We start from the raw sequence: 25,957 nt of genomic DNA on the forward strand, positions 1-25,957 counted from the left end.
TCGGCTGACGCCCCTGAATCCCACCCTTGAGAGCTTTTATTATGTCCGCCAACGCATCCACCATCCTTGTAGTCGAAGACGATGCCATCGTGCGCATGCTGATCATCGAAGTGCTGGAGGAACTGGATTTCAAGGTACTGGAAGCGGAGGGTGGCGAGCAGGCGCTGAAGCTTCTTAATGATGAGGCTCAACACATTGAATTGATGATGACCGATGTGGGCCTGCCGGGTATGGATGGTCGTGAACTGGCCAATCAAGCACGCCTGTTGCGGCCTGCTCTGCCAATCCTGTTTGCAAGTGGATACGCGGAAAACATCGAAGTAACGGCGGGTATGCAAGTCATTGGCAAACCCTTTTCGATTGACCAGTTGAGGGACAAGGTCAAAGGCATTCTGGAACGCTGAAAACCGGCTCTGTCGCTTGGTTTCATGAACACCTTTGAAACCTGTCTGCCGCGTTTATCCGGGGTACCAGAGTGGACGAGCCCTCTGATTGCTCAAGTCTTAACCACTCGTGCGATCGCGCTTGGCTTTTTGCCGCTCTCTGAAGGCGGTGATGTCATCGATACTCACCTTCCCTGGCGCCGGTTGTGCAGGCGCCCGGACAGACTGCTGAGCAGCCGCACTACTTTCCTGAGCGCTTACCGATTCGTTACCGAAATCAAGATTGGAGAACAATTCCTCACCGTCCAGTGGCTCGAGGAATTTGTGACCCACCTCTCGCCCCCCACCTGCAAACAGACTGGCATCGCTTGCTGCAATCGCCCGGTTGATTGCCTTGGGGTTCGAAATGAACTTTCCATGCGAATCGTAAGCTCCCAGAATCAAGCCCGGCGGCAGATCGACGGCATAATTGATTTCCAAAGGGGGTAGAGTCTTCAGGCCCGAATGCGGCCGAAAGGCAAGTTCGGTATTGGCATATAAATGAAAACCTTCCATCTGCCGTGCGTCGATGAAATAGGTGTATCCACCTTTCTGGCCGCCATAAACAAAAGCGCCGGCACCGTCCTTTTTATAGAAAGCAGAAGTGGAAATACCCGCGCCGTCGGGGCTGAGCGCGTCGTGGGCACCGCCATAGCCGCCTTTCAAACCATTGACCTGGTCAAGGTGTTTGATTCGAACGCGTTGACTGAATCCCCTCTCGAAAATGATCGACGGATCGCGCATATCACCACGGAAAACGAAGCCCTGATAAACGAAGCCCTTTTCCGGACCAGAAAGGCGCACAACCTGAGTATCGGTCGCCAATGTCTGTGCCACGCCTGGCCCTGAGGCCAGCTCATCCAGATAACCGGCCACTAGCAAACCTTTGCCAGCCTCGGGGATTTCCTTTCCGGTGGTGCTCGCCAACTGTCGACGAAGACGCGTAGCCGATCCGCGAAAAACGGAGGGACGATTGCTGTTTTTGAGCGCCAGGACAACTCGCTTGCCGATTTCCTTCTTGGCGACTTTCGACAATGCTCTACCGACGAGCTTTTCAGCAATAGGCCCCGCCAGTTCGGCCAACACGCCGATCGCCGCGCTGATCCTCAGGCGCTCTGCTTCAGAGGGGTCATCCGATATTTCGGCGCGGATCAAGTCCGTCGCAGAACTACCGAGCCCCACCAGGAAAGGAATCAACATACGTATCGGAGCGGAAGCAAACGCTCCCGTCCCGCCGTAAGGCAAAGAGGCGGTAAACGCAATAATCTGCAGAAGATATCCCGCAGCCTCCAGGGCAAAATCGGTCCAGCGTTCGGCCTGTGTCGAAACCAGCGTATCAATATCGGCCAGCCCCCGTTTGATCTGGCGATCGAATAAATCCTGACCTATATCCGAACTGGATCGAAACACCAACTCCCGATAGTTTGGACGTGTCGCAAAAAGGGGGAATTCCATCCCCCGATACTTGAAATCATGGACATAAGATTTTTGCTGGTCACGCAGAGCAACGCGCTTTAACAAGCGCTTCTGAAAATCAACATTGCTCTCTACGAACTTGCCTCTTGCGTCATGACCGGCGGGAAACTCGAAGGCTGCACTGTCTTCACCGAGGAAGAACACCACGCCTCGATCCAGATTCCCTCGACCGATAAACACGGCGTTATCGACTCTCAAGTCGGGATCGCTGTGCAAGTTGATAAGCCGCGGTTTTATCAGGCCTTTGAGGTATTCGTAAGCGACGATCTGATCTTCAACGGCACGCGTACCACTCTTGATAAACTCTACAACCAACTTGTTCAACTCTGCTTTTTTTAACAACCTACCGAAAGCGCTAACAGCGGGATTTTGCAGCCGGTCGTTCACATAGAGTTTGAAGTCAGTCTGATAATCCGCGTCATTGAAAACAGCGACCAACTCGGAAGGATAATAGTCTGGCCATTTTACTTCTTTCCCGTAAAAGCCTTTTAGTTGCCGCAGGTGATAATCCGTACATATCTCCGCCAAGGTGAATTCTTTCTCTTCCCAGACGACAGGCTTTTTAGTGCCCGTCAGCGAGTCGCTGCGCGTGGGGGGCTCCAGCGCGTAATATTTAACCGCTATGCGGCTGTCATATTGAATGCGCTCACGCGTCTCTTCATCGGACACAATACTCACTATGGCTTCATCAATGCACTCACGAATAAAGTAGGCAGGATCAAAACTCACTGGATCCGTGATGACGGCACAACCCGCTAATATTTCTCCAGCCAATTTATTTACATCAACACCATCAACCACACCTTGCTCAGGCATGGCCAGGCTGACCGTTTCCGTTCTGGGTGCTGCCAAAACGGTTTCCAAATCTGCCAATGGATCCAGCAACCACAACAACGAATCGTCGGCATCATCGTAAATGCCTGGCAACTGCTTACTCATGTTTTTCTCCCCGCACAGCATAAAATGCGAACTGCACTTACTTAACTACTGTGGACGAGCAAGAAACTACCAATCTCCCCCAAAGTTACATAAGCTATAGTTATTAGCAATCTTTACATCACTGATCGGAGAGCAATACACAAACGTTAGCTTCCATCGCTGTTCAATGGGCAAACGCTTATGGACAAGATACCAAAGAATGTTTTACTTCGAAGGCCAGGCGCGAGCAGCCACCTCTGTGGTTTAATTGCGCCCTTTTTTTGCCTACCTGTCTGCTGCCGAGGATCACACTCATGATTCAGCCCACCGTCACCAAAGTTCTGGTCATCGGCTACGTCTGGCCCGAGCCCCGTTCTTCGGCAGCAAGCGGGCACGTCATGCAGATCCTTGACACCTTTGTGCAGCAAGGTTGGGACATCACTTTCAGCAGCCCCGCCAGCCCCGGAGCACATAAAGCCGACCTTGGCGCGCTGGGCATCCGCGAAGTGTCGATCGAACTGAACAACAGCAGCTTCGATATGTTCATCAGCGAGCTGCGTCCGGATATCGTGCTGTTCGACCAGTTCATGATGGAAGAGCAGTTCGGCTGGCGCGTCGAAAAATGCTGTCCTGACGCCCTGCGGGTGCTGGAAACGTCAGATCTGCAAAGCTTGCGCCATGCCCGTCACCAGCGACTCAAGGAGCGGTTGAAAGTCTCTGCCGATCAGGATGACTTCAGCGTTTTGTTTGCGCCGGCCTTGCGCGAAGAATTCGAATTGATGGCCACCACCGATCTGGCCAAACGGGAAGTGGCGGCGCTGTATCGTTGCGACCTGAATCTGATGATCTCCGAAGTAGAAATCGAGTTGTTGGTCAAACAATTCGGATTACCACGCGAGTTGCTGCATTGGTGCCCATTGATGGTGGAGTTGCCCACCACTGAACCGAAGGCGTTTGAGGCTCGGGCGCACTTTCTCAGCATCGGTAACTTTCGTCATGCGCCTAACTGGGACGCCGTACTCTGGATGAAATCCACGATCTGGCCACTCATCCGTCAACAACTGCCGGATGCGCAGTTACACATCTATGGCGCCTACACGCCCCCTAAAGCCATGGCATTGCACAATGCAGCGCAGGGTTTTCACATAATGAACTGGGCGGAGGACGCGTTACAGGTCATGTCAGCGGCACGGGTATGTCTGGCACCGCTGCGTTTTGGCGCCGGCATCAAGGGAAAACTGGTGGACGCCATGCTGTGCGGCACGCCCAGCGTCACCACCCCCATTGGCGCGGAAGGCATGCATGACGAGGAACCCTGGCCGGGCGCGATCACCCGCAGCGCAGTGCAATTGGCCGACGCCGCCGTACGGCTTTATCGCTGCCCGGCAGATTGGCAAGCAGCCCACCTGGCCGGAGCCGCGCTGCTCGGCAAGCGTTACCAACGGGCAACACACGCGCCGGCGCTAATTGAAAAACTGCGTGATTGCCAAAAACACTTACATGAACGCAGGACCCGAAACTTTATTGGCAGCATGCTGCGCCATCACGCTCATAAAAGTACTCAATATATGGCTCAGTGGATTGAAGCAAAAAACCGCGATACCCAGCCGACCCGTAACGCGTGAATCCGCACGACCACACAACTCGCATTAATATAGAGATTGCACCATCAAACCCTGATACCTATAAACAGCCTGCATGTCATTTCAGATAGCACAACTATCAACACATGCAGGACACACCACATGAATAATGGATACATTGAAAGACTCTCCAGCCATGACTGGATGAGTAAAACACCGGGCATTGACAACTTGTCACTGCGCGAATTGACATTACCGGGCGCGCATAATTCCGGGTGTGACTGCAACGCCTCTTACGATCAACTGATCCAATGTCCAAACTGGCTGATCTGTCAGTTACTCCCTGTAAACTGGCCACTTCCTGGCGCGAACTGGCTGGCATGTCAGGATGTCTCTTTTGCTGGCCAACTGAATCGTGGCGCCAGAGCACTCGACCTTCGATTATTTTATGACAGCCAAGCGAGAGGTATTGAACGGTTCAGATTCCAACATGGTGGCTATTGTTCCTCCCGCACGCTTGACGACCTTGTTCGTGACGTCAAGGAGTTCCTTCAAAAAAATCCGGACGAGTTCATCATTCTGGACTTTCATGAACTGAAAAGTGGTGCAACTGGGTTCAATTACGACGAATTTAAACAGGTGATCCTGCGCACGCTGGGCGAGCAACTCATTCCATTGGAATCTCTGCATCTGACCCTGGGTCAATTGAAGGCACGTGCGCCGCGGCAACGGATATTACTGGCCGCGCCTGTATCAGGAAGTACAGACGATAACCGGATTCATGATGCAGTGATTCATCGGTGGATCGGGCAATCCATTGTCGACGCTTCTGACCTGCACCGCTACATCGACCGGGTTTTAAGCAACCCCCCGGACAAACGATGGCTTTGGTCGCTCTCCGCAACTTGCTATACGCTCGGCGGGCCACAACGCATTCTCGGCCATCTGGACACTTGGTTTCACCCTTCCAGCACCGACTGGGCTAAAAGATGCAACATTATCAATTTTGATTTCATTGAAAACGCCAGGATTGTATCGCATTGCAAAAATGCCAATATCGAGAAAGCCGTTGAAAAAGCCAAAACAATACAACCAACAAACTACGAAGATCTACCAACACCCTAACTGTTAAATAACTTGCATTCAAACAAGCATTGGCTGATCAAACGCCATCCACTATAAACATCCTGCACGTCGAAACGTCGACCTACCATTATTAATACTGCCGGATGTACAACATGAATGATTTCCAATCGAACGACTTACCCCTGACTCAATGGATAACTGCAACCCCGCAGATCGACAATCTGTCACTGCGTGAATTGACACTACCCGGCGCCCATAATGCCGGCTGTGACTGGGAAGCTTCCTTCTCCTTGTTCCCGGGAAAGAACTGGCTCGCGTGCCAGGACATCTCTTTTTATTCGCAACTCAATCGTGGCGCCAGAGCGCTGGACGCACGATTGATTTATGACAAAGAAGGCCAGGGTCTGGAAAAGTTTCGCTTTCAGCACAACGGCTATCGCTCCAATCGCAACCTTGGCGATCTCATGCTCGCGGTCCAGGCGTTTTTGGAAAGAAGTCCCAATGAATTCATCATTCTGGACTTCCATGAACTCAAGGGAGGCAGCAGTGAATTCAATCACGAAGAATTCAAACAGTTAATGCTGAAACATCTGGGCGAGCGGATGATTGTGCAGGAAAACGCAGGTTTGACACTAGGTCAGTTAAAAGACATCAGCCCCCTGCAAAGGATCCTGGTGGCGGCCCCCATGAGCTGGGACACTCGAGACCACCGCTTTCATGAACAGATCCAACACAAATGGATTGGCCAGTCGCTGGTCACTGTTTCTGACCTGCACCGTTACATCACAGAGGTTTTAGACAGCCCACCGACCCAGTGGCGACTCTGGTCGCTGTCTGCGACGAGCTATACAGTCGGTGGCCCGCAGCGAATTCTGAATGAACTGGACACCTGGTTTGACCCCACCCAAACGGACTGGGCGAAGAAGTGCAACATCATTAACTTCGACTTTATAAAAAACTCGAACATCGTGTCTTTTTGTCAAATGGCCAATCTGGAAAAAGCCATCGAGAAGTCGACGCTGGTACTTCGTGCACAGCCCGCTTGAGCCCGGTCAGAGCATGCGGTCAGAGCGAACTGGCACATCACACGTCGAACGAGGCATGATCAGCAGGCGATAACAACAAAGTAGCAGGCCATGAACCGAACCGCCCGCGTGACCGACCCTTCTTACGAGTTGATGGATGACCACAACGGGTTGTCCATCATCTACCGCCAGCACGGCTTCCCCTGCCCGCTGGTGCGTTGGCATTTCCACAAGGAATACGAACTGCACCTGATCGTCGCCAGCTCAGGCAAGGTGTTCATTGGCGACTACATCGGCAACTTCTATCCCGAAACCCTGTTTCTCACCGGCCCCAACCTGCCGCACAACTGGATCAGCCAGGTGGCCGAACACGAAGTGGTCGAGAAGCGCGACATGCTGGTCAATTTCACGGATGAGTTGTTCGAGAGCGGCCATCAGGTGTTCACCGAACTGAAAACCCTGGCACCGCTGTTGGAGCGAGCTCAGTACGGCATCGAATTCCGCTGCAAACGGACGATCCGTCAGGCCATGGCGCTGATGCAGCGGATCGCCGACACTCAGGGGATTACCCGCCTCGGACACTTTTTCATCCTGATGGAATTGCTCGCCGCCAGCGATGATTTTCAGTTGTTGTCCGGCGCCACCACGCCGCAATTGGCGGATGAGCACAACATCGACCGCACCAACCGCGCTGTTGATTACATCTTCAGCCACTACGCCCGGGATATTTCACTGGAGGAAGTCGCCGAGCATCTGGGCATGACGCCGACCTATTTCAGCCGTGTGTTCAAACAGGCGACCGGGCGCAACTTCATCGAATTCGTCAATCGCCTGCGCATCAGCAAGTCCTGCGAACTGCTGGCCGATGGCGACAAACCGGTAACTGACGTGTGTTTTGAGTCGGGCTTCAACAACATTTCCAACTTCAATCGGCGGTTTCAGCAACTCAAGGGCATGACGCCCTCGCATTATCGACGCCTCGCCGTGCAGCGCCTGACCGAACAGAACCACACCTGACACTTCCTACAGGCTTTGTTCTGTTTTTGGCTCACAACCTGTACGTATCCGACACCCTCCCTTCGCTGAAATCCCCTGCCCTGCGTTAATCGCCCCAAAGCCCAGTGCAAGAAAGTATCGATCAGAGTGCGACGGATGATTTGTCAGTCCGTCGATTGAAGGCTGTAATCAGCGCACATTCTTCCTGCACAGGAAGACACAAAAACAATAACTGTCCTTCTGCCTCCCTCCGGACGCAGAAAAGGAGTGCACGATGCAACCCACTGCAAAAGCTCTGCTTGCCCTCACCTGCATGACCCTCAGTAGCGTCAGCCTTGGCGCCCAGACCCTGACCATCGCCACCGTGAACAACAGCGACATGATTCGCATGCAAAAACTCTCGAAAACCTTCGAGACCGAGCATCCGGACATCAAGCTCAATTGGGTGGTACTGGAAGAAAACGTCCTGCGCCAACGCCTGACCACCGACATCGCCACCCAGGGTGGCCAGTTCGACGTGTTGACCATCGGCATGTACGAAGCGGCACTGTGGGGCGCCAAGGGCTGGCTGGAACCGATGAAGGATCTGCCGGCCAGTTACGCCCTCGACGACGTGTTCCCGTCGGTGCGCGAAGGCCTGTCGGTCAAGGGTTCGCTGTACGCCTTGCCGTTCTATGCCGAAAGCTCGATCACCTATTACCGCACCGATCTGTTCAAGGAAGCCGGCCTGACCATGCCCGAGCGTCCGACCTGGGAGCAGATTGCAGGCTTCGCCGAAAAACTCACCCACAAAGACAAAGAGCAGTACGGCATCTGCCTGCGTGGCAAAGCTGGTTGGGGCGAAAACATGGCGCTGGTCACCACCATCGCCAACGCTTATGGCGCACGCTGGTTCGATGAAAAATGGCAGCCGCAATTCAACGGCCCTGAGTGGAAAAACGCGCTGAACTTCTACGTCAACACCATGAAGAAATCCGGCCCGCCGGGTGCGTCCAGCAACGGTTTCAACGAAAACCTCGCCTTGTTCAACAGCGGCAAATGCGCAATCTGGGTCGATGCCAGCGTCGCCGGCTCGTTTGTGACCGACAAGACTCAGAGCAAGGTCGCTGATCACGTCGGCTTCACCTTTGCGCCCCATCAGGTCACCGACAAAGGTTCGGCATGGCTGTATTCGTGGGCGCTGGCGATTCCGACCAGCTCCAAAGCCAAAGACGCCGCGAAAGAATTCAGTGCTTGGGCGACCTCCAAAGAGTACGGCGAACTGGTAGCCAAAACCGACGGTATCGCCAACGTACCGCCAGGCACGCGTGCCTCGACCTACAGCGATGCCTACATGAGCGCCGCGCCGTTCGCCAAAGTGACGCTGGAATCGCTCAAGGCGGCGGACCCGAGCAAACCGACGCTAAAACCGGTGCCTTACATCGGTATTCAATTGGTGACCATTCCTGAGTTCCAGGCCGTCGGTACCCAGGTCGGCAAGCTGTTCTCGGCGGCATTGATCGGCCAGACCACGGTGGATCAAGCCTTGGAAGCCGCCCAGCAAACCACCGAACGCGCGATGAAGCGCGCCGGTTATCCCAAGTAATCCGTAAGGCTCGCTCCTGCCTCCTGTGGCAGCGAGCCTGCTCGCGAAGGCGTCGTACCAGCCAATACACATGGCACTGATCACCGCTTTCGCGAGCAGGCTCGCTTCCACATGGGATCTCCATAGGTCTGTATGACTCGGTTGTGATCACCATGAATACTTCAACTGCCAAAGCCCACATCGACCTCGCCCAGCCACAGCGCAAAAGCCGTTTGGCCAATCCCGGCTGGTTTCTGGTCAGCCCTTCAGTGGCCCTGTTGCTGCTCTGGATGATTGTGCCGCTGGGCATGACCGTCTACTTCTCGTTGATCCGCTACAACCTGCTTTACCCCGGTGAAAACCAGTTCGTCGGGCTTGAGAACTTCACTTACTTCCTGACCGACTCCGGCTTCCTGCCCGGCGCCACCAATACGTTGTTGCTGGTCGGCAGTGTGTTGCTGATCAGCGTGGTGTTCGGTGTATTGATCAGCGCTCTGCTTGAAGCCAGCGAGTTCCTCGGTCGCGGAATCGTGCGGGTGATGCTGATTTCGCCGTTCTTCATCATGCCCACGGTCGGCGCTCTGATCTGGAAGAACCTGATCTTTCATCCGGTCTCCGGAATCCTCGCCTACGTCTGGAAGCTGTTCGGCGCGCAGCCGGTGGACTGGCTGGCGCACTACCCGCTGCTGTCGATCATCATCATTGTCTCGTGGCAATGGCTGCCCTTCGCCATCCTGATTCTGATGACCGCCATGCAGTCCCTCGACCAGGAACAAAAAGAAGCGGCGCGCCTGGACGGCGCTGGCCCCGTCGCGATCTTCTGGCACCTGACCCTGCCGCACCTCGCCCGGCCGATTGCCGTGGTGGTGATGATCGAAACGATCTTTCTGCTGTCGGTGTTCGCCGAGATTTTCACCACCACCAACGGTGGCCCTGGCTACGCCTCGACCAACCTGGCCTACCTGATCTACAACCAGGCACTGGTGCAGTTCGACGTCGGCATGGCCTCGGCGGGCGGTTTGATTGCCGTGGTCATCGCCAACATCGCCGCGATCATTCTGGTGCGGATGATCGGCAAAAACCTGACTGACAAAGCCTGAGGCCTGCCATGACTCTTCAACAATCCCGCCGGCTGCAAAGCCTGCTGCTCGGCACCCTGGCCTGGGCCATCGCGATCGTGATTTTCTTCCCGATCTTCTGGATGGTGCTGACCAGTTTCAAGAGCGAAATCGACGCGTTTGCCACGCCGCCACAGTTCATCTTCACGCCGACGCTGGAGAACTACCTGCACATCAACGAGCGCAGCGACTACTTCAGTTTCGCCTGGAACTCGGTGGTGATTTCCTTCAGCGCCACCGCCCTGTCCCTGCTGATCGCGGTGCCGGCGGCGTACTCGATGGCGTTCTACGAAACCCAGCGCACCAAAGGCACGCTGCTGTGGATGCTCTCCACCAAAATGCTGCCGCCGGTGGGCGTGCTGATGCCGATCTACCTGCTGGCCAAGAGTTTCGGCCTGCTCGACACGCGCACGGCCCTGATCGTCATCTACACGCTGATCAACCTGCCCATCGTGGTCTGGATGATTTACACCTACTTCAAGGACATTCCCAAAGACATCCTCGAAGCCGCCCGGCTCGACGGCGCCACGCTGTGGCAGGAAATGGTTCGCGTACTGCTGCCGATCGCCAAGGGCGGCCTGGCCTCGACGGTGCTGCTGTCGCTGATCCTGTGCTGGAACGAGGCTTTCTGGTCGCTGAACCTGACCTCGTCAAAAGCCGCACCACTGACCGCGCTGATCGCCTCGTATTCGAGTCCCGAAGGGTTGTTCTGGGCCAAGTTGTCGGCAGTCTCGACCCTGGCGTGTGCGCCGATCCTGATCTTCGGCTGGATCAGCCAAAAACAACTGGTGCGCGGTTTGTCGTTCGGCGCCGTGAAATGAATCTATCCAACCCAACGCAATGTCCCGTGGGAGCGGGCTTGCTCGCGAAAGCGCAGTGTCATCCACCCTTGATACCGACTGACACGACCGCTTCGCGAGCAAGCCCGCTCCCACCAAAAGCTTGCCCGGTGCAATTGAAATAACTCAAGCGGAGGCCCCCATGGCCAACCTGAAAATCAAGAATCTGCAAAAAGGCTTCGAAGGTTTTTCCATCATCAAGGGCATCGACCTGGAAGTGAACGACAAAGAGTTCGTGGTCTTCGTCGGCCCGTCCGGTTGCGGCAAATCCACGCTGCTGCGTCTGATCGCCGGCCTTGAAGAAGTCAGTGGCGGCACCATCGAACTGGATGGTCGCGACATCACCGAAGTCAGCCCGGCCAAACGCGATCTGGCGATGGTGTTCCAGACCTACGCGCTGTATCCGCACATGACGGTGAAAAAGAACATGTCGTTCGCCCTCGATCTGGCCGGCGTGCCCAAAGCCGAAGTCGCGAAAAAAGTCGGCGAAGCGGCGCGCATCCTTGAGCTGGGGCCGTTGCTGGAGCGCAAGCCGAAACAACTCTCCGGTGGTCAGCGTCAGCGCGTAGCCATTGGCCGCGCCATCGTGCGCAACCCGAAAATTTTCCTCTTCGATGAACCACTGTCCAACCTCGACGCGGCCCTGCGGGTGCAGATGCGCCTGGAACTGCTGCGCCTGCACAAAGACTTGCAAGCGACCATGATCTACGTCACCCACGATCAGGTTGAAGCCATGACCATGGCTGACAAAGTCGTGGTGCTGAATGGTGGCAAGATCGAGCAAGTGGGCTCTCCGCTGGACCTGTATCACAACCCCGCCAACCTGTTCGTCGCCGGTTTCCTCGGCACGCCGAAGATGGGTTTCCTCAAGGGCAAGATCGCCCGGGTCGATGGACAACACTGCGAAGTGGCGCTGGACGCGGGGACGCGTATCACGCTGCCCTTCAACGCCGCCCATCTGAGCGTTGGCAGCGACGTGACCCTCGGCATCCGCCCCGAACACCTGGAACTGGCGCAACCGGGCGACTGCACCCTGCACGTCACCGCTGACGTCAGCGAGCGCTTGGGCAGCGACACGTTCTGCCACGTCAAAACCAATGCCGGCGAAGCCCTGACCATGCGTGTACGCGCAGACCTGGCCAGCCGTTATGGCGAGCAACTGAACTTGTGTCTGGACGCCGCCCACTGCCACTTATTCGATGCCGAAGGTCTGGCGTTGACCCGTCCGCTACGCGCTGCGGCCTGATTGTCGAGACTATCCGATGAAACTGAACGAACAGAACCTCAACCGCCTCGCTCCTGAGGTGAAACTGCCCGCCTACAACCTCAGCGACACCCGTCAGGGCATTGCTCACATTGGCGTCGGTGGATTTCATCGCGCGCATCAGGCGTATTACACCGACGCGCTGATGAACACCGGCGAAGCGCTGGACTGGGCGATTTGCGGCGTTGGCCTGCGCGACGAAGACCGCCGCGCCCGCGATGATCTCAAGGAGCAGGATTACCTGTTCACGCTGTTCGAACTCGGCGATAGCGACGACACCGAAGTCCGTGTGATCGGTGCGATCAGCGACATGCTGTTGGCCGAGGACGGTGCTCAGGCCCTCATCGAAAAACTCGCCGATCCGCAGATCCGCATCGTCTCGCTGACCATCACCGAAGGTGGCTATTGCATCGACGACAGCAACGGTGAGTTCATGGCGCACTTGCCGCAGATTCAATACGATCTGGCACACCCTCAAGCCCCGAAAACCGTCTTCGGTTTCCTTTGCGCAGCGCTGGAGAAACGCCGTGGCGCCGGCACGGCGGCGTTCACGATCATGTCCTGCGATAACCTGCCCCACAACGGCGCCGTCACCCGCAAAGCGTTGCTCACGTTCGCCATGTTGCGCGACCCCGTGCTGCGCGACTGGATCGAGCAGAACGTCAGTTTCCCCAACGCCATGGTTGACCGCATCACGCCGATGACCAGCACCGCGCATCGCCTGCAACTGGCGGACAAGCACGGCGTGGACGATGCCTGGCCGGTGGTTTGTGAGCCGTTTGTGCAGTGGGTGCTGGAAGACAGGTTCGTCAACGGCCGTCCGGCCTGGGAAAAGGTCGGTGTGCAGTTCACCGACGACGTTTCGCCGTACGAAGAAATGAAGATCAAACTGCTCAATGGCAGCCATCTGGCGCTGACTTATCTGGGCTTTTTGAAGGGTTATCGCTTTGTCCACGAGACCATGAATGACCCGCTGTTCGTGCGGTACATGCGCGCTTACATGGATCAGGATGTCACGCCGCAACTGGCGCCAGTGCCCGGCATTGATCTGAGCGAATACAAGGACACACTGGTAGCGCGGTTCTCCAATCAGGCGATTGCCGATCAGCTTGAACGGGTGTGTTCGGACGGGTCGTCGAAGTTTCCCAAGTTCACGATTCCGACGATCAATCGGTTGATTGCTGATGGCCAGGACACCAAACGCGCAGCCTTGGTCGTTGCTGCGTGGGCCCTGTATTTGAAAGGCATGGATGAGAACGGCGACACCTATTCGATACCAGATCCGCGCGCGGCGTTTTGTCAGGGGCTGGTGGCGGAGGATGCGTTGATCTCTCAGCGATTATTGGCGGTCGAGGAGATTTTTGGCACGGCGATCCCGCGTTCGGCGGCGTTTGTCGCGGCGTTCGAGTGGTGCTGCGAGAGTTTGCGCGAAGTGGGTGTTTCGCGAACATTGGAACGGGTGCTGGCCTGAATCGAGCGGTGAGACGACTGACGCCCTCGCGAGCAAGCCCGCTCCCACATTTTGAAATGCGCACCCTTGTGGGGCGAGCCTGCTGGCAGACCTGAGACCCTGAGGACATTCCTGTGACAACCCGACAACGCTTCCTGGGCATCGACTGCGGCACCCAAGGCACCAAAGCAATCATCCTGGATGCCACCAGCGGCCAAGTCCTCGGCCAGGGCGCCGCCGCACACACGATGATCAGCGGCGCCAATGGTCGCCGCGAGCAAGACACGCAGCAATGGCTGCAAGCCTTCGCCCTCGCCACCCGCCGAGCACTCTTGGCGGCGAATGTCGACGGTCAGTCGATTCTCGGCATTGGCGTGTCAGGCCAGCAACACGGTTTGGTATTGCTCGACGATCAAGGCGAAGTGTTGCGCCCGGCCAAACTCTGGTGCGACACCGAAAGCAGCGCCGAAAATGATCGACTGCTCACCCATCTGGGCGGCGAGAAAGGCTCGCTGGAACGCCTCGGCGTGGTCATCGCGCCGGGCTACACCGTGTCGAAACTGCTTTGGACCAAAGAACAGCATCCGGCGGTATTTGCGCGCATATCGCGAATTCTGCTGCCCCACGACTACCTCAATTACTGGCTTACCGGCCGCGCGTGCAGCGAATACGGCGACGCCTCGGGCACCGGTTATTTCAACGTACGCACCCGCCAGTGGGACTTGCAACTGCTGCGCGACATCGACGCCAGCGGACGCCTGCAAGCAGCGCTGCCGGAGTTGATCGACGCACACGAAGCGGTGGGGACCCTCCTCCCAGCCATCGCCGAACAACTGGGCCTGAACCCCAACGCACTGATCTCCAGCGGCGGCGGTGACAACATGATGGGCGCCATCGGCACCGCCAACATTCAGCCCGGCGCCATCACCATGAGCCTGGGTTCCTCCGGTACGGTGTATGCCTATGCCGACGTGCCGAAAGTCAGTCCGGATGCCTCGGTCGCTACCTTCTGTTCCTCCAGCGGTGGCTGGTTGCCGCTGATCTGCACCATGAACCTGACCAACGCCACCGTCGCCATCCGCGAGTTGTTCGACCTCGATCTCGATCAGTTCAACGAGCTCGTCGCGCAAGCGCCCATCGGCGCCGAGGGCGTGAGCATGCTGCCGTTCCTCAACGGCGAACGCGTCCCCGCCCTGCCCCATGCCACCGGCAGCCTGCACGGCTTGACGCTGGATAACCTCACCCAAGCCAATCTGTGCCGCGCTGCCGTCGAAGGCACCACGTTCGGCCTGCGCTATGGACTGGATTTGCTCCGGCACAATGGTTTACAAAGCCGCAGCATTTGCCTGATCGGCGGTGGCTCGAAAAGCGCCGTGTGGCGGCAGATCGTCGCCGACATCATGGACACCCCGGTGATCTGCACCGAACAAAGCGAAGCCGCTGCCCTTGGCGCGGCGATTCAAGCGGCATGGTGCAAATCATGGTCGAACGGCCACGAAGACACACTTGCCGACCTGTGCGAGCGCTGCGTGAAGCTTGACCTGAGCAGTGAAACCCTGCCGATTGCCACCAACGTCACAGCGTTCCAGCAGGCCTATGAACGCTATCAACAACATGTCGCAATCCTATAAAGAGCTAACAATTATGTATTTGGTGTGTGGCGAAGCCCTGTTTGATTTCTTCAGCGAAAACGATGCCAGCGGTCTGGCCTCGAAAGTGAATTTCAAGGCGATTGCCGGCGGCTCGCCGTTCAACGTCGCCGTCGGCTTGCGCCGCTTGGGCGTGGATTCGGCCTTGTTTGGCGGACTGTCCACCGACTACCTCGGCGGCCGCTTGCAGCAAGTGCTGCAGGATGAAGGTGTGCGACCGGACTATCTGGTGGACTTCGCCGCGCCGACCACCCTGGCGATGGTCGCCGTCGGAGCCAATGGCTCGCCGCATTACAGCTTTCGCGGTGAAGGCTGCGCGGATCGGCAACTGAGCCTGACGCACCTGCCGACGTTGGGCCCCGAGGTGCGCGGCCTGCATGTCGGTTCGTTCTCACTGGTGGTGCAGCCGATTGCCGACACCCTGCTCGCCCTGGTCCAGCGCGAAAGCGGCAAACGCCTGATCACGCTCGACCCCAACGTGCGCCTCAATCCCGAGCCGAATATCGATCTGTGGCGCGCACGCATCGCCACACTGGTGCAACTGGCGGATCTGATCAAAGTCAGCGATGAAGACTTGAGCCTGCTGTACCCCGGGCAGGACCCGCAGCGCGTCATCGAAGGCTGGCTGGAGCATCGCTGCCAAGTGGTATTCCTGACCCGGGGCGGTGACGGCGCGACGGCCTTCAGCCGCGTCCATGGTGCATGGTCGGTGCCGGCCAGTTCGGTAAAGATCGCCGATACCGTTGGCGCCGGCGATACCTTCCAGGCCGCGCTGATCACTTGGTTGACCGAACAAGGCCTGGATTCGGTGGACGGCGTGCAACATCTTGCGCGCGAGCAGATTGACGCGATGCTCAAGTTTGCCGTGCAAGCGGCGGCGCTGACGTGCAGCAAGACCGGTCCGGATTTACCCTATCGTCACCAATTGAGCTGAGCGCGTAGACTGTCGCCCTTTTTACGCGCAAGACGGGATAACGGCTTTTGAATTCAGGGCAGACGATTGGACTACTGATACTCGCGGCGCTATTGACGGGTTGCGGCACCTCGCCGCCCCGTTCGCCAGAAAACATCTGCGAGATCTTCCGCGAGAAAAGTGATTGGTACGACGCAGCGCAAGTCACGCAAAAACGCTGGGGCGTGCCGATCCAGGTGCCCTTCGCCATCATGTATCAGGAATCCGGCTACCGCTACGACGCCAAGACCCCGCGCAAATACCTGCTCTGGGTAATCCCCTGGGGCCGGGTGTCGACCGCCTCGGGCTACGCCCAGGCCAAGGATGAAGTCTGGTCCGACTACCAGAAAAGCACCGGCCGCAACTGGGCCGACCGTGAGGACTTTGATGACGCTATCGATTTTGTTGGCTGGTACATGGACAAGACCACGTCGATCAACGGCGTATACAAATACGACGCCTACGGCCAGTACCTCAACTACCACGAAGGCTGGGGTGGCTATCGGCAGAAAACCTATGCCAGCAAGGCGTGGTTGATGGCCACGGCGGGCAAGGTGCAAAGTCGTTCGAATGTGTATGCCCAGCAATATGCCGGCTGCAAGGAGGACTTGAATCGCGGGTTCTGGAGCCAATTCTGGCATTGGCTGTAACAACGCCTTCGCGAGCAAGCCCGCTCCCACAAGGATCTCTGTTTATGAACACCCGAGAAACCTGTGGGTGGGGGCTTGCTCACGAAAACGCCGGATCAAGCACTACAAATCTGAGGTTCACAACACCCAAAAGTTGTAACTCACCATCAACCGGGTCTCATCCACATCCCGGGTAAACTTCTCGTATCGGGTGCGGTAAGTCGTTGACCTGCACACAGTTGACCAGATACGGGTTGCTGCCATCGAAGTAAGGCATCGAGTTGTCGCCATTCATGCGCGGCCAACCGCCACTGAGCGTGTGGCCGTCGATGGAGCCGACTCTTTCGGCGCCGCTGTCGGCACTTTTGATCAGATGTACATCGGCCTTTAACACGCGCGGTGTACTTGTCCCGTCGCGACACCACGAGGGTAAGATCTTTCACGTCGTTGGACGTCAGCATCGCACCGTTGAACATGGTTGATGGCCGATGGCTTTGACGTGCTACAGGCAACTCTAGTCTGAAACTGACTGGTAATTCTCATGCGCCCGGTCAGTTGAATACGCGTAACCGTCGCGGGTATATCGGCTAAAACGCCCGATTTCATTAGGCCAAATGGCCCAGCTAAGGGTTTCCCCCATACGCTGCCAAGCCCCTCACTACGGCATTTGCGCCTTGAACGAGTCAGCCTAATCCGACATCATCCGTCACCTGCTTATTCAACGGACGGAACTCTAGGCATGCTGGACGCCAACGCAACCCACATCACCCTCACGCTTGAAGGCGCCAACGCCGACCTGCAAGTCCTCAGCTTCACCGGTCGCGAAGCCCTCAACGAACCGTTCCGTTTCGACCTCGAACTGGTCAGCGCCCGCCCCGATCTGAAGCTCGAAGAGCTGCTGCACAAGCCCGGTGTGCTGACCTTTGGCGCCACCGGCGAAGGCAAGATCCACGGCCTGGTGTACCGCATCGAGCAAGGCGATTCCGGCAAAACCCTGACCCGATACAGCATCAGTCTGGTGCCGCAACTGGCCTACCTGCGCCACAACCACGACCAGCAGATCTTTCAGCAACTCACAGTGCCGAAGATCATCGCTCAGGTGCTGGAAGATCGCGGCATCCTCGCCAACGCCTACAGCTTCCAGCTCGGCGCCGAGTACCCCGAGCGTGACTACTGCGTGCAGTACGACGAATCAGACCTGCACTTCATCCAGCGCCTGTGCGAAGAGGAAGGCATTCACTTCCACTTCCAGCACAGCAGTAGCGGCCACAAACTGGTGTTCGGCGACGACCAGACCGTGTTTCGCAAACTTAAAGCCGTGAGCTACCAGCAAGACTCCGGCATGAGCGCTGACAAACCGGTGATCAAGCGCTTCAACCTGCGCCTGGAAACCCGCACCACTCGCGTCAGCCGCCGCGACTACGACTTCGAAAAGCCGCAGATCCTCCCCGAAGGCACGGCAACCAGCCCCTTCGCCCCGGACCTCGAGGACTACGACTACCCCGGCCGCTTCACCACGCGCGAGCGCGGCAAGGTCCTCTCCGCCCGCGCGCTGGAACGCCATCGCAGCGACTACACACTCGCCGAAGGCAAAGGTGACGAACCGACCCTTACCAGCGGCCACTTCCTCACCCTCGCCGAACACCCGCGCGCCGAGTGGAACGATATGTGGTTGCTGCTCGAAGTCTTCCACGAAGGCAAACAACCGCAAGTGCTCGGCGAAAACGTCACCAGCGACGTCACCGACAACAAAAGCGATTTCCACCAGGGCTACCGCAACAGCTTCCTCGCCACCCCGTGGGACGCGCACTACCGCCCTGCCCTTGAACACCCGAAACCAAAAGTCCTCGGCAGCCAGACCGCCGTCGTCACCGGACCCGCAGGCGAAGAAATCCACTGCGACCAGTACGGCCGCATCAAAGTGCAATTCCACTGGGATCGCGACGGTCAGTCCAACGACAAAACCACCTGCTGGATGCGCGTCGCCAGCGGCTGGGCCGGCGCGGCGTATGGCGGGATCGCCATCCCGCGCATCGGCATGGAAGTCCTCGTCACCTTCCTTGAAGGCGATCCAGATCAGCCACTGGTCACCGGTTGCCTGTACCACAAGGAAAACGTCGTCCCCTACGACCTGCCGGCGAACAAAACCCGCAGCACCTTCAAAACCCTGAGTTCACCGGGCGGCAAGGGCTACAACGAATTCCGTATCGAAGACAAAAAAGGCGTCGAGCAGATCTATATCCATGCCCAGCGCGACTGGGACGAAAACATCGAGCACGACCAGAAGATTCGCGTCGGCAATGAACGGCATGACACCGTTGAAGCCAATACGCTGAGCGAATTCAAGGTTGAAGAACACCGGATTACGCATCTGGATCGCAAAAGCGAAATGCGCGCGGATGACCACCTGACGGTGGGCGTGACCCAACATGTGAAAGTGGGCACGGCGCAGTTTGTCGAGGCCGGGACGGAGATTCACTACCACGCTGGCGAGAAGGTTGTGGTTGAGGGGGGGATGGAACTGACCGCCAAGGCTGGCGGGAGTTTTGTGAAGGTTGATGCGGGTGGTGTGACGATTAGCGGGGCTGAGGTGAAGGTTAATACCGGGGGGGCGCCGGGGGTGGGGACCGGGATCGGGATTTTGATTCCGTTGATTCCGGGGTTGGCTGCGGCGGATAAGGCAGGAAAATTGCTGCAAAGCGCACCGCGTAGTCATAAGGCTCGCTATCAGCTACTCGATGAAAAAACCGGAGAACCCGCGGTAGGTAGTGCGTACACACTCAGGCTTGCAGATGGGACTCGTATCGCAGGTTACGCCGACCATGAAGGCAAAACTTTTTTAGCGCGTACTGCTGAGCCAGCACCAGTGGAACTGTTGACACCAGAACGAAAACCGGAAAAGAAAAAGCCGTTGATCCGGGTCGGTGAAACCGCACCTACCGAAATGGTAATGGACTACTTGAATGCCAAGGAGGGCTGATAAATGGCAGTAGCCGAATCGCCAGAAACGCTGAAGAAATGCACATCAACTAGCATTGAGGGGCAAGTCACTATAGGTACAGTGTCTCCGCGGAATCAGTCTTACCTTATGGACAAGGCTCAGTATGGTCTTTTATATCCAAAGCTTTCTTTTAAGCGCTTGAAAGACGGCAGCGAGTCGGATGCAGAACTCAAGCAGCTCGTCATGAGTGGTCTAATCAAAGTCGACGAATATCTTCGTGATTTCTTCTTCGAATATAAAGCGGAAGTCAGCTTTGATATGAGGCCGCCTCCTCCTCAAGCCCCTATCCCGTATCTTAGCTCGTCGCTGGTAGGTGGAAAAACACCGGATCCTGATCGTCGCCATACCATGACGTTCTTCCCAAGTAACTCAATGGGTGGATTTTTACGTCGGCCAGATGTCGTCATCGTCAAAAATGCCCAGATTCGTTGGCCAGGATTAGAATGTCTAGACCACGACGGGGCCCCTCATAAAAACAATGTTGAAAGAGTTGTTGAAGTAAAATTTCCTGGCGATGTTCTGGGAAGAGGCCAGCGCGTGGACTATGAGCGCATCGCCGGAGATCTTGATCGATTTGCAGTATTGGAAGTAAAGGATTGTCGGAGCAAAAAAGAGCGCGAGGATGACAAGAAATTCAACAGAGAGCAAAGACCCACACAAGCTTACGACCCTAACAAATGGACGCTACCGCCCATCCCTGAGCGTCCGCCTAAAGAGGCGCCCACACCTGTCCCGGTCTACGGTCCCGAACCAATTCCAAAACCTGCACAGGTAGAACGTTGGACGCAAAAAATCGATGCGGCGGTGGACAGTCTCATTGAACAAGGAGGACGGGGTCTCCGTGACCTTTCGCAAGATGTTGAAGAACATCTTGCAGAGGCAGCGGCCTGGATCAGTTCTCAAAGCGAGTGGCTACGTCTTGAATCACAGAAAGCGTGGGAATGGGTTGGCGAGGCCGGCGGTCAAGTGATGCGTTGGACAGACGATCAGATACGCGAAATCTGGTCAGAAATACAGAAACATACTGATTTGACACTGGAAGCCTTACGCGAAGTTGATTGGGTGCATTGGTTGGTATTCGTAGGCTCAGCTGTTGCAACTGCCATAGTAATCATTGTTGTCGGTGAGGTCGTTGTAGCGCTCGGGATTCCAGCATCACTTATCGCTGGGCTGATGATGATAATCAAATTTGCGGTGAGGTTCTGGCCCGAATTGTTTAAGGTGTTGAACCAAGCGATCACCATGCCCGCACTTCGCCCCGCTTTGTAATTATTTGCCGAGAACGATCGTGAACGAAATAGTGAAAAACCTTGAAAATCGCGCTGAAGATTTGTCATTTGAGCTCTCGGACGGTACACCCGTGGTGAAGCTTGGCGTGATCGCAACACTTTACTTCAAGAATGGATACACAACCGAAGTTAAAACATCTGTAATGGACTGCTTCCTTGCTTTTTATGAAGAGTTCGGGACCCATTTGAAAGGACAGATTAAAGATAAGTACACAAAGCTCACTCAACAAAACCTTGAAAAAAACGTAGAGAAAACGATACGCACCGGCCCAAATGAGCAGTACGAATGGCAACTTACTAGCGCCGCCAGTATTTATGAAGCTGAAGAGTACGGAATATCAACCATGAACAGCCGGGAGTTGCACGGCGACCATGCTCGATCATATATAAAAATCGTACTACCCTGGCAACTTATAACCACCGAAGAAGGGTTATCTCGATATAATTACTGGATAAATTTCCTGAGCTCGAAAGTCAACGCCGAGCACGGATATGGTGGATTATCAACAATCCTTCCTTATGATTTCGATAGCTATTTGCCAATGGAGTTTGAGCTCGCTCAACGGTACCTAGGGCTGGACGTTGACTCAATGCCCCATAGTTTGACTATTCATTTGATCGACTTTATCAAAGGGGTGAACTGGCAAACTGTGCTAGGAGAGACCTTTGTGCAGAAACTTGGGGGAGAGGATGCTCTGCACCAGGCGTTTGAAGGGCGCGGTGATGTTCATATAGAAAGATACGGTAGTGGCTTGATTATCCGAGCAGGAGATTATCCTCAACTCGGTGCAATCGATGACGGCGCACCGCCCTCTTACGTGGCCGTCAACAAAATAGTTAAATCACTGCGCATCCCTACCCCCAGTCAGTTGCATAATTATTCCCCACATGGGAATTGCTTCGAAAAAGACAGCACTGCACATTGGTATGCTCGGTTCGACCGGGAAGACAACGTCACTACTCCAGCTCGTGTGGAGTCCGGAAAACCGTGCCCGAAAGAAGGTATCTGGTTCACTCCTGCACGCGCCAATTCAAGTCGTTATTTTCAACAAGGCGAACTGATGCCAAGTTTTAATGACTCAGATTGGGGCGATACATTATGGTACTGGTCGAGCGAAAAATAGCATTGGGCATAAAGCAGCTCTTTTAGTCGGCATCTAAGACCATTGACGGACGCCAGCGGCATCGCTGGCTATGTGCTAGGGTGGAGGTCTATGCAAGTACTTAACATTTGTACAGGGCCACTCTCAAGTTGGTAGTGCACTTTCCGATTTGATGCCATTAAATGAGACTCTCCATGGACCGACTCTTAAAAGCCCTCAATGAGCAAGCACATAATTTGACGATTGAGCAGTCAGACGCCCTGCCGAAGGTTAAGCTCGGGCTGATTGCCACTCTGTATTTTAACGAGGGGTACAGTCTCAAAAAAAAGAACAAAATCGATGAATGCTTCGCTAAATTCTATGAAGAATTTGAATCCCAGTTAAAAACAATGATTTATCGGCGTCGAAAAAAACTTACAAAAGACAATTTCACAAAGGCACGTGAAAATATTCTTCAAACTGATCCGGATGATCAGTTCAGCTGGTTCATAGGTAGCTCGGGCAGCCCTGATGAGGCCGACAGCTATAGCATGTCAATGCTCAATTCATTTGAAGTACACGGTGACAAAAAACGGTCATTTATAAAAATTGTATTGCCGTGGACTTTCTTAAATGAAGAAAACGGCGTGGAGCGCTTCCAGGATTGGATCACTTATCTTTGTGACCAAATTGGCGCGGAGCATGGATATGCAGGTCTCTCAAGCATTCTGCCTTACGACTACCATAGCTATATGCCAACAGAATACGAATTAGCGCAGCGTTATCCTGGCCTGCAAGTCGATTCGATGCCTCATTCGTCTGCAAGGGAACTGCTTGGTTACATTAAGGGAGTAAATTGGTTCACGATTGTAGAAAACGACCTTATCGAACGATTGGGTGGGGAATCAATAATTAGAAAGTCTTTCAGCGGTCGCGGTGACATAAATATTCTCAGCTATAAAAAAGGACTGATCGTTCGAGCAGGAGAGTGGCCTGAGCTTGGTTCCTCTGAGGAGTATCTCCCGGCAGCGTATGTTGCGGCAAACAACATTTTCAAGCCTCTACGTATACCAGTTCCGGATCAATTACATAGCTACTCACCCTATGGAAATTGCTTTGAGAAAGAGAGCACTGATAAATGGTATGCGCGCTTTGACCGTAATGACGACATCACCACTCCTTCCCGTATAGAGTCGAACCAGTCATGCACAAAAGAAGGTTACTGGTTTACCCCGGCAAAGCCAAACTCTCGTAAATACTTCAAGCTGGGAGAGCTAATGCCTAAAATTGATAATTCGGATTGGGGCGATACGCTTTGGTATTGGTCAGGTGAAGACTAAGCCCACCCCCTACCCTTCGCTTAGATCTATTTCAGGATCTGAGCGAAGTGCACAAAGAGAATTCTGCCTTGACCTTACAGACGAATCGATCAATAAGAGCCACAAAACCTTCCATCACAATCAAGCCAATTAGAATGCCTTGTAAATGAACGGACGAAAGTTCTGATAAAAAATATGGAACATTAGATTCGCTTAAGTTTAGTCGCCAAATGAAAAATAGACAAAAATTCTTTAATGAAGCCCACTACAACAACTTCTTAAAAGAGCATGACGATGCTGTCGAGCTTTTAAACACGACTAAATTCAAGTCCGACACCCCCGAAGGTGAAGCGACACTTCGCTCAAGATTCGCTCAACGCTTAGCACTTCGAAAACTAACAGCCACGTATACAGCAGGCGAAGAAATTTCTTCGCTGGTTCCACAATTGGAATATCTGATTGAAAAATATGAAATCCGGCAGACGGCACTAGCGATATCGGAACAGTCCCCTGGAATTTCACCGCTAGCAATAGACGACTGGCTACACGAATATGAAGAGTGCGTGCAAGTCATAGGTCTCTGCATCCTATTGCATCGCACAGACCTGCTCAATCGCTTTGTTAAATTGATAGACAATGCGGGATATGCTGGCGATGACACGTTATACGAAGATTTACTCTGTAAAATATTGACTGGCAGAACTGATGTAGACCAATGGTATCACGACGTTTATTCACCGCTAGTACAAGCCATATATGCAAAAACAAAAGAAGAAGCTACAAATTTTCTGCAAAGATACTGCAATCAATGGTATTCGGCCTTTGAACAAGCACCTTGGCATGATACTCACCTGCAGGGTGAAGAAGGAAACTACGTTGGATACTGGGCATTCGAGGCTGGAGCTATTGCCTTTTTGTATGACATCGAAGACAGCAAAATTGATCATATGATTTATCCACAAGACTTCGTCAAATATGCCCGAAACCAGCAAACCACGAAAAAATCGCAGGTTGGTGCTTGAAGATGCATAGAAGACAACAGTATTTGAGCGAAAACCGCTATCAAAATTTCTTCAAGAACAAAGAAAAAACAACAGCATTTTTTGAGAAAAATACATTTCAAGCAGACTCAGAAGATCAAGAAAAATCTCTTCGAGCCCGACACTTCCAAAAACTAATATTTAAAGAAATACTCATTCGCTATACAGCGGGAGACGAGATAAACAATCTCATCCCACTGATGGAAAGCCTCATAAACAGCTACGAACTACTACAGAAAAAATTAGCAGTTTATGAAGGGATCCCAAACATAACACCATTGACAATTGATGACTGGCTAGACCAATACGAGGAGTGCGTCCAGGTTTTTAGTCTATGCATACTTCTTCACCGATCTGACTTGCTAAAGCGCTTCGTTTCGCTTATCGACCCCGCGGGCTATGGCGGTAATGACACACTGTATGAAGACCTACTTTGTAAAATATTACCTGATCGATACGATGTTGACCGTTGGTATCACGACGTTTATACACCTTTAGTCCTCGCTATTTACGTAGAGGATAAACACGAAGCCTCAAATCTATTAAAAAAATATTGCGAAAGTTGGTATCCAGCGTTCGAACAAGCACCTTGGCATGACTCTCACAAACAAGGCGATGAAGGTAGCTACTGTGGTTATTGGGCGCTGGAAGCAGGAGCAGTAGCGTTTCTTTACGGTATTGATGATCGCAATATAGACCACATGGTGTATCCGAAAGAACTGGTTGAATACGCAAGAAATCATCAAGTATCCAACAAATCTCAGACTGCTCGAATAGACGCTGATCAACCATGCAGTAAAACAGGATTCTGGTTTACTCCGGCTGAGGCAGATTCTCGCCGTTACTTTAACCAAGGCGAGATCATGCCGAAGAATGAAGGCTCCAATTGTGGCGACACTATCCGGTATCGGTCTGGCGAAGAGTAACCGAAATAATGAAAAACCTCGAAAATCGCGCCAAAGATTTCTCATATGAACTCCCTGACGGTACCCCCGTGGTCAAACTCGGCGTGATCGCCACCTTATACTTTAAAGAAGGCTACACAGCAGGAAAAAAACTGAAGATTATTGACTGTTTTAGAAAATTCAATGATGAATTTGGAGCACACCTTAACGGATTACTTCAGGACAGCTACAAAAAACTGACCTCGGAGTCACTAGGAAAACTCTGAAAAAGACTTTCTGATTTTGGCAAAATCCCCAGATTCCACCCGCCGAGTTTTCCGATGAAGCAGATGACCTTCGCCGACGCCGAG

21 protein-coding genes and 1 pseudogene are annotated in these 25,957 nt (G+C 54.3%); 20 read left to right on the forward strand and 2 right to left on the reverse strand.

The window, feature by feature from the left end:
• The first annotated feature begins 41 nt into the window (after positions 1–41).
• Positions 42–404: a response regulator gene (locus ACIOWA_RS02800; protein ID WP_401158053.1), complete on the forward strand. Its 363-nt coding sequence runs from the start codon at positions 42–44 to the stop codon at positions 402–404.
• Positions 405–503: 99 nt separating this feature from the next.
• On the opposite strand, the gene ACIOWA_RS02805 is transcribed toward ACIOWA_RS02800, so the two are convergent.
• Complete coding sequence (locus ACIOWA_RS02805; protein WP_401158055.1) at positions 504–2,837, reverse strand: hypothetical protein; 2,334 nt, start codon at positions 2,835–2,837, stop codon at positions 504–506.
• 293 nt (positions 2,838–3,130) lie between these two features.
• Between ACIOWA_RS02805 and ACIOWA_RS02810 the strand changes: the two genes are divergently transcribed.
• The 12 genes from ACIOWA_RS02810 to ACIOWA_RS02865 all read left to right on the forward strand — a co-directional run bounded on the left by ACIOWA_RS02810 (position 3,131) and on the right by ACIOWA_RS02865 (position 16,992).
• Complete coding sequence (locus ACIOWA_RS02810; protein ID WP_401158057.1) at positions 3,131–4,441, forward strand: glycosyltransferase; 1,311 nt, start codon at positions 3,131–3,133, stop codon at positions 4,439–4,441.
• Between the two features lie 120 nt (positions 4,442–4,561).
• On the forward strand, positions 4,562–5,524 hold the full coding sequence (locus tag ACIOWA_RS02815; RefSeq protein ID WP_401158059.1) for a phospholipase: 963 nt from the start codon (positions 4,562–4,564) through the stop codon (positions 5,522–5,524).
• Between the two features lie 113 nt (positions 5,525–5,637).
• Positions 5,638–6,531 (forward strand): phospholipase, encoded by an 894-nt coding sequence (locus ACIOWA_RS02820; RefSeq protein WP_339464295.1) that lies wholly within the window; start codon positions 5,638–5,640, stop codon positions 6,529–6,531.
• 90 nt (positions 6,532–6,621) lie between these two features.
• Entirely contained in the window at positions 6,622–7,527 is a 906-nt protein-coding gene (locus tag ACIOWA_RS02825; protein ID WP_339464296.1) for an AraC family transcriptional regulator, read from the forward strand.
• A 253-nt stretch (positions 7,528–7,780) separates the two neighbouring features.
• A complete protein-coding gene (locus ACIOWA_RS02830) occupies positions 7,781–9,091 on the forward strand; it encodes a sugar ABC transporter substrate-binding protein (RefSeq protein ID WP_339464297.1) in 1,311 nt (436 codons plus the stop codon).
• Between the two features lie 152 nt (positions 9,092–9,243).
• Positions 9,244–10,170, forward strand: a complete 927-nt coding sequence (locus tag ACIOWA_RS02835) for a sugar ABC transporter permease (protein WP_339464298.1) — start codon at positions 9,244–9,246, stop codon at positions 10,168–10,170.
• An 8-nt stretch (positions 10,171–10,178) separates the two neighbouring features.
• Complete coding sequence (locus ACIOWA_RS02840) at positions 10,179–11,009, forward strand: carbohydrate ABC transporter permease (protein ID WP_339464299.1); 831 nt, start codon at positions 10,179–10,181, stop codon at positions 11,007–11,009.
• Between the two features lie 160 nt (positions 11,010–11,169).
• Complete coding sequence (locus ACIOWA_RS02845; protein WP_339464300.1) at positions 11,170–12,273, forward strand: sn-glycerol-3-phosphate ABC transporter ATP-binding protein UgpC; 1,104 nt, start codon at positions 11,170–11,172, stop codon at positions 12,271–12,273.
• A 16-nt stretch (positions 12,274–12,289) separates the two neighbouring features.
• On the forward strand, positions 12,290–13,762 hold the full coding sequence (locus tag ACIOWA_RS02850; RefSeq protein WP_401158064.1) for a mannitol dehydrogenase family protein: 1,473 nt from the start codon (positions 12,290–12,292) through the stop codon (positions 13,760–13,762).
• A 113-nt stretch (positions 13,763–13,875) separates the two neighbouring features.
• A complete protein-coding gene (gene xylB / locus ACIOWA_RS02855; protein ID WP_401158067.1) occupies positions 13,876–15,372 on the forward strand; it encodes a xylulokinase in 1,497 nt (498 codons plus the stop codon).
• Between the two features lie 13 nt (positions 15,373–15,385).
• Entirely contained in the window at positions 15,386–16,324 is a 939-nt protein-coding gene (locus ACIOWA_RS02860) for a carbohydrate kinase (protein ID WP_401158069.1), read from the forward strand.
• 47 nt (positions 16,325–16,371) lie between these two features.
• Positions 16,372–16,992: a hypothetical protein gene (locus ACIOWA_RS02865; RefSeq protein WP_401158071.1), complete on the forward strand. Its 621-nt coding sequence runs from the start codon at positions 16,372–16,374 to the stop codon at positions 16,990–16,992.
• 117 nt (positions 16,993–17,109) lie between these two features.
• Here ACIOWA_RS02865 and ACIOWA_RS02870 read toward each other — a convergent pair.
• Positions 17,110–17,362: pseudogene (locus tag ACIOWA_RS02870) on the reverse strand (hypothetical protein); the annotation flags it as partial.
• 348 nt (positions 17,363–17,710) lie between these two features.
• Between ACIOWA_RS02870 and tssI the strand changes: the two are divergent.
• From tssI to ACIOWA_RS02905, 7 genes are all read left to right on the forward strand, one after another.
• A complete protein-coding gene (tssI, locus tag ACIOWA_RS02875; RefSeq protein ID WP_401158073.1) occupies positions 17,711–19,951 on the forward strand; it encodes a type VI secretion system tip protein TssI/VgrG in 2,241 nt (746 codons plus the stop codon).
• A 3-nt stretch (positions 19,952–19,954) separates the two neighbouring features.
• Positions 19,955–21,241 (forward strand): VRR-NUC domain-containing protein, encoded by a 1,287-nt coding sequence (locus tag ACIOWA_RS02880; RefSeq protein WP_401158075.1) that lies wholly within the window; start codon positions 19,955–19,957, stop codon positions 21,239–21,241.
• Between the two features lie 19 nt (positions 21,242–21,260).
• A complete protein-coding gene (locus tag ACIOWA_RS02885; RefSeq protein ID WP_339507765.1) occupies positions 21,261–22,385 on the forward strand; it encodes a type VI immunity family protein in 1,125 nt (374 codons plus the stop codon).
• 173 nt (positions 22,386–22,558) lie between these two features.
• Positions 22,559–23,683, forward strand: a complete 1,125-nt coding sequence (locus ACIOWA_RS02890) for a DUF3396 domain-containing protein (protein ID WP_401158077.1) — start codon at positions 22,559–22,561, stop codon at positions 23,681–23,683.
• Positions 23,684–23,892: 209 nt separating this feature from the next.
• Positions 23,893–24,684: a PoNe immunity protein domain-containing protein gene (locus tag ACIOWA_RS02895; protein ID WP_401158079.1), complete on the forward strand. Its 792-nt coding sequence runs from the start codon at positions 23,893–23,895 to the stop codon at positions 24,682–24,684.
• Positions 24,685–24,686: 2 nt separating this feature from the next.
• Positions 24,687–25,628: a PoNe immunity protein domain-containing protein gene (locus ACIOWA_RS02900; RefSeq protein ID WP_401158081.1), complete on the forward strand. Its 942-nt coding sequence runs from the start codon at positions 24,687–24,689 to the stop codon at positions 25,626–25,628.
• An 8-nt stretch (positions 25,629–25,636) separates the two neighbouring features.
• Positions 25,637–25,873, forward strand: a complete 237-nt coding sequence (locus ACIOWA_RS02905) for a hypothetical protein (RefSeq protein WP_401158083.1) — start codon at positions 25,637–25,639, stop codon at positions 25,871–25,873.
• Positions 25,874–25,957: the final 84 nt, after the last annotated feature.

This window comes from Pseudomonas sp. NPDC087614, from assembly GCF_044743485.1.
Classification (GTDB): Bacteria; Pseudomonadota; Gammaproteobacteria; order Pseudomonadales; family Pseudomonadaceae; genus Aquipseudomonas; species Aquipseudomonas baetica_A.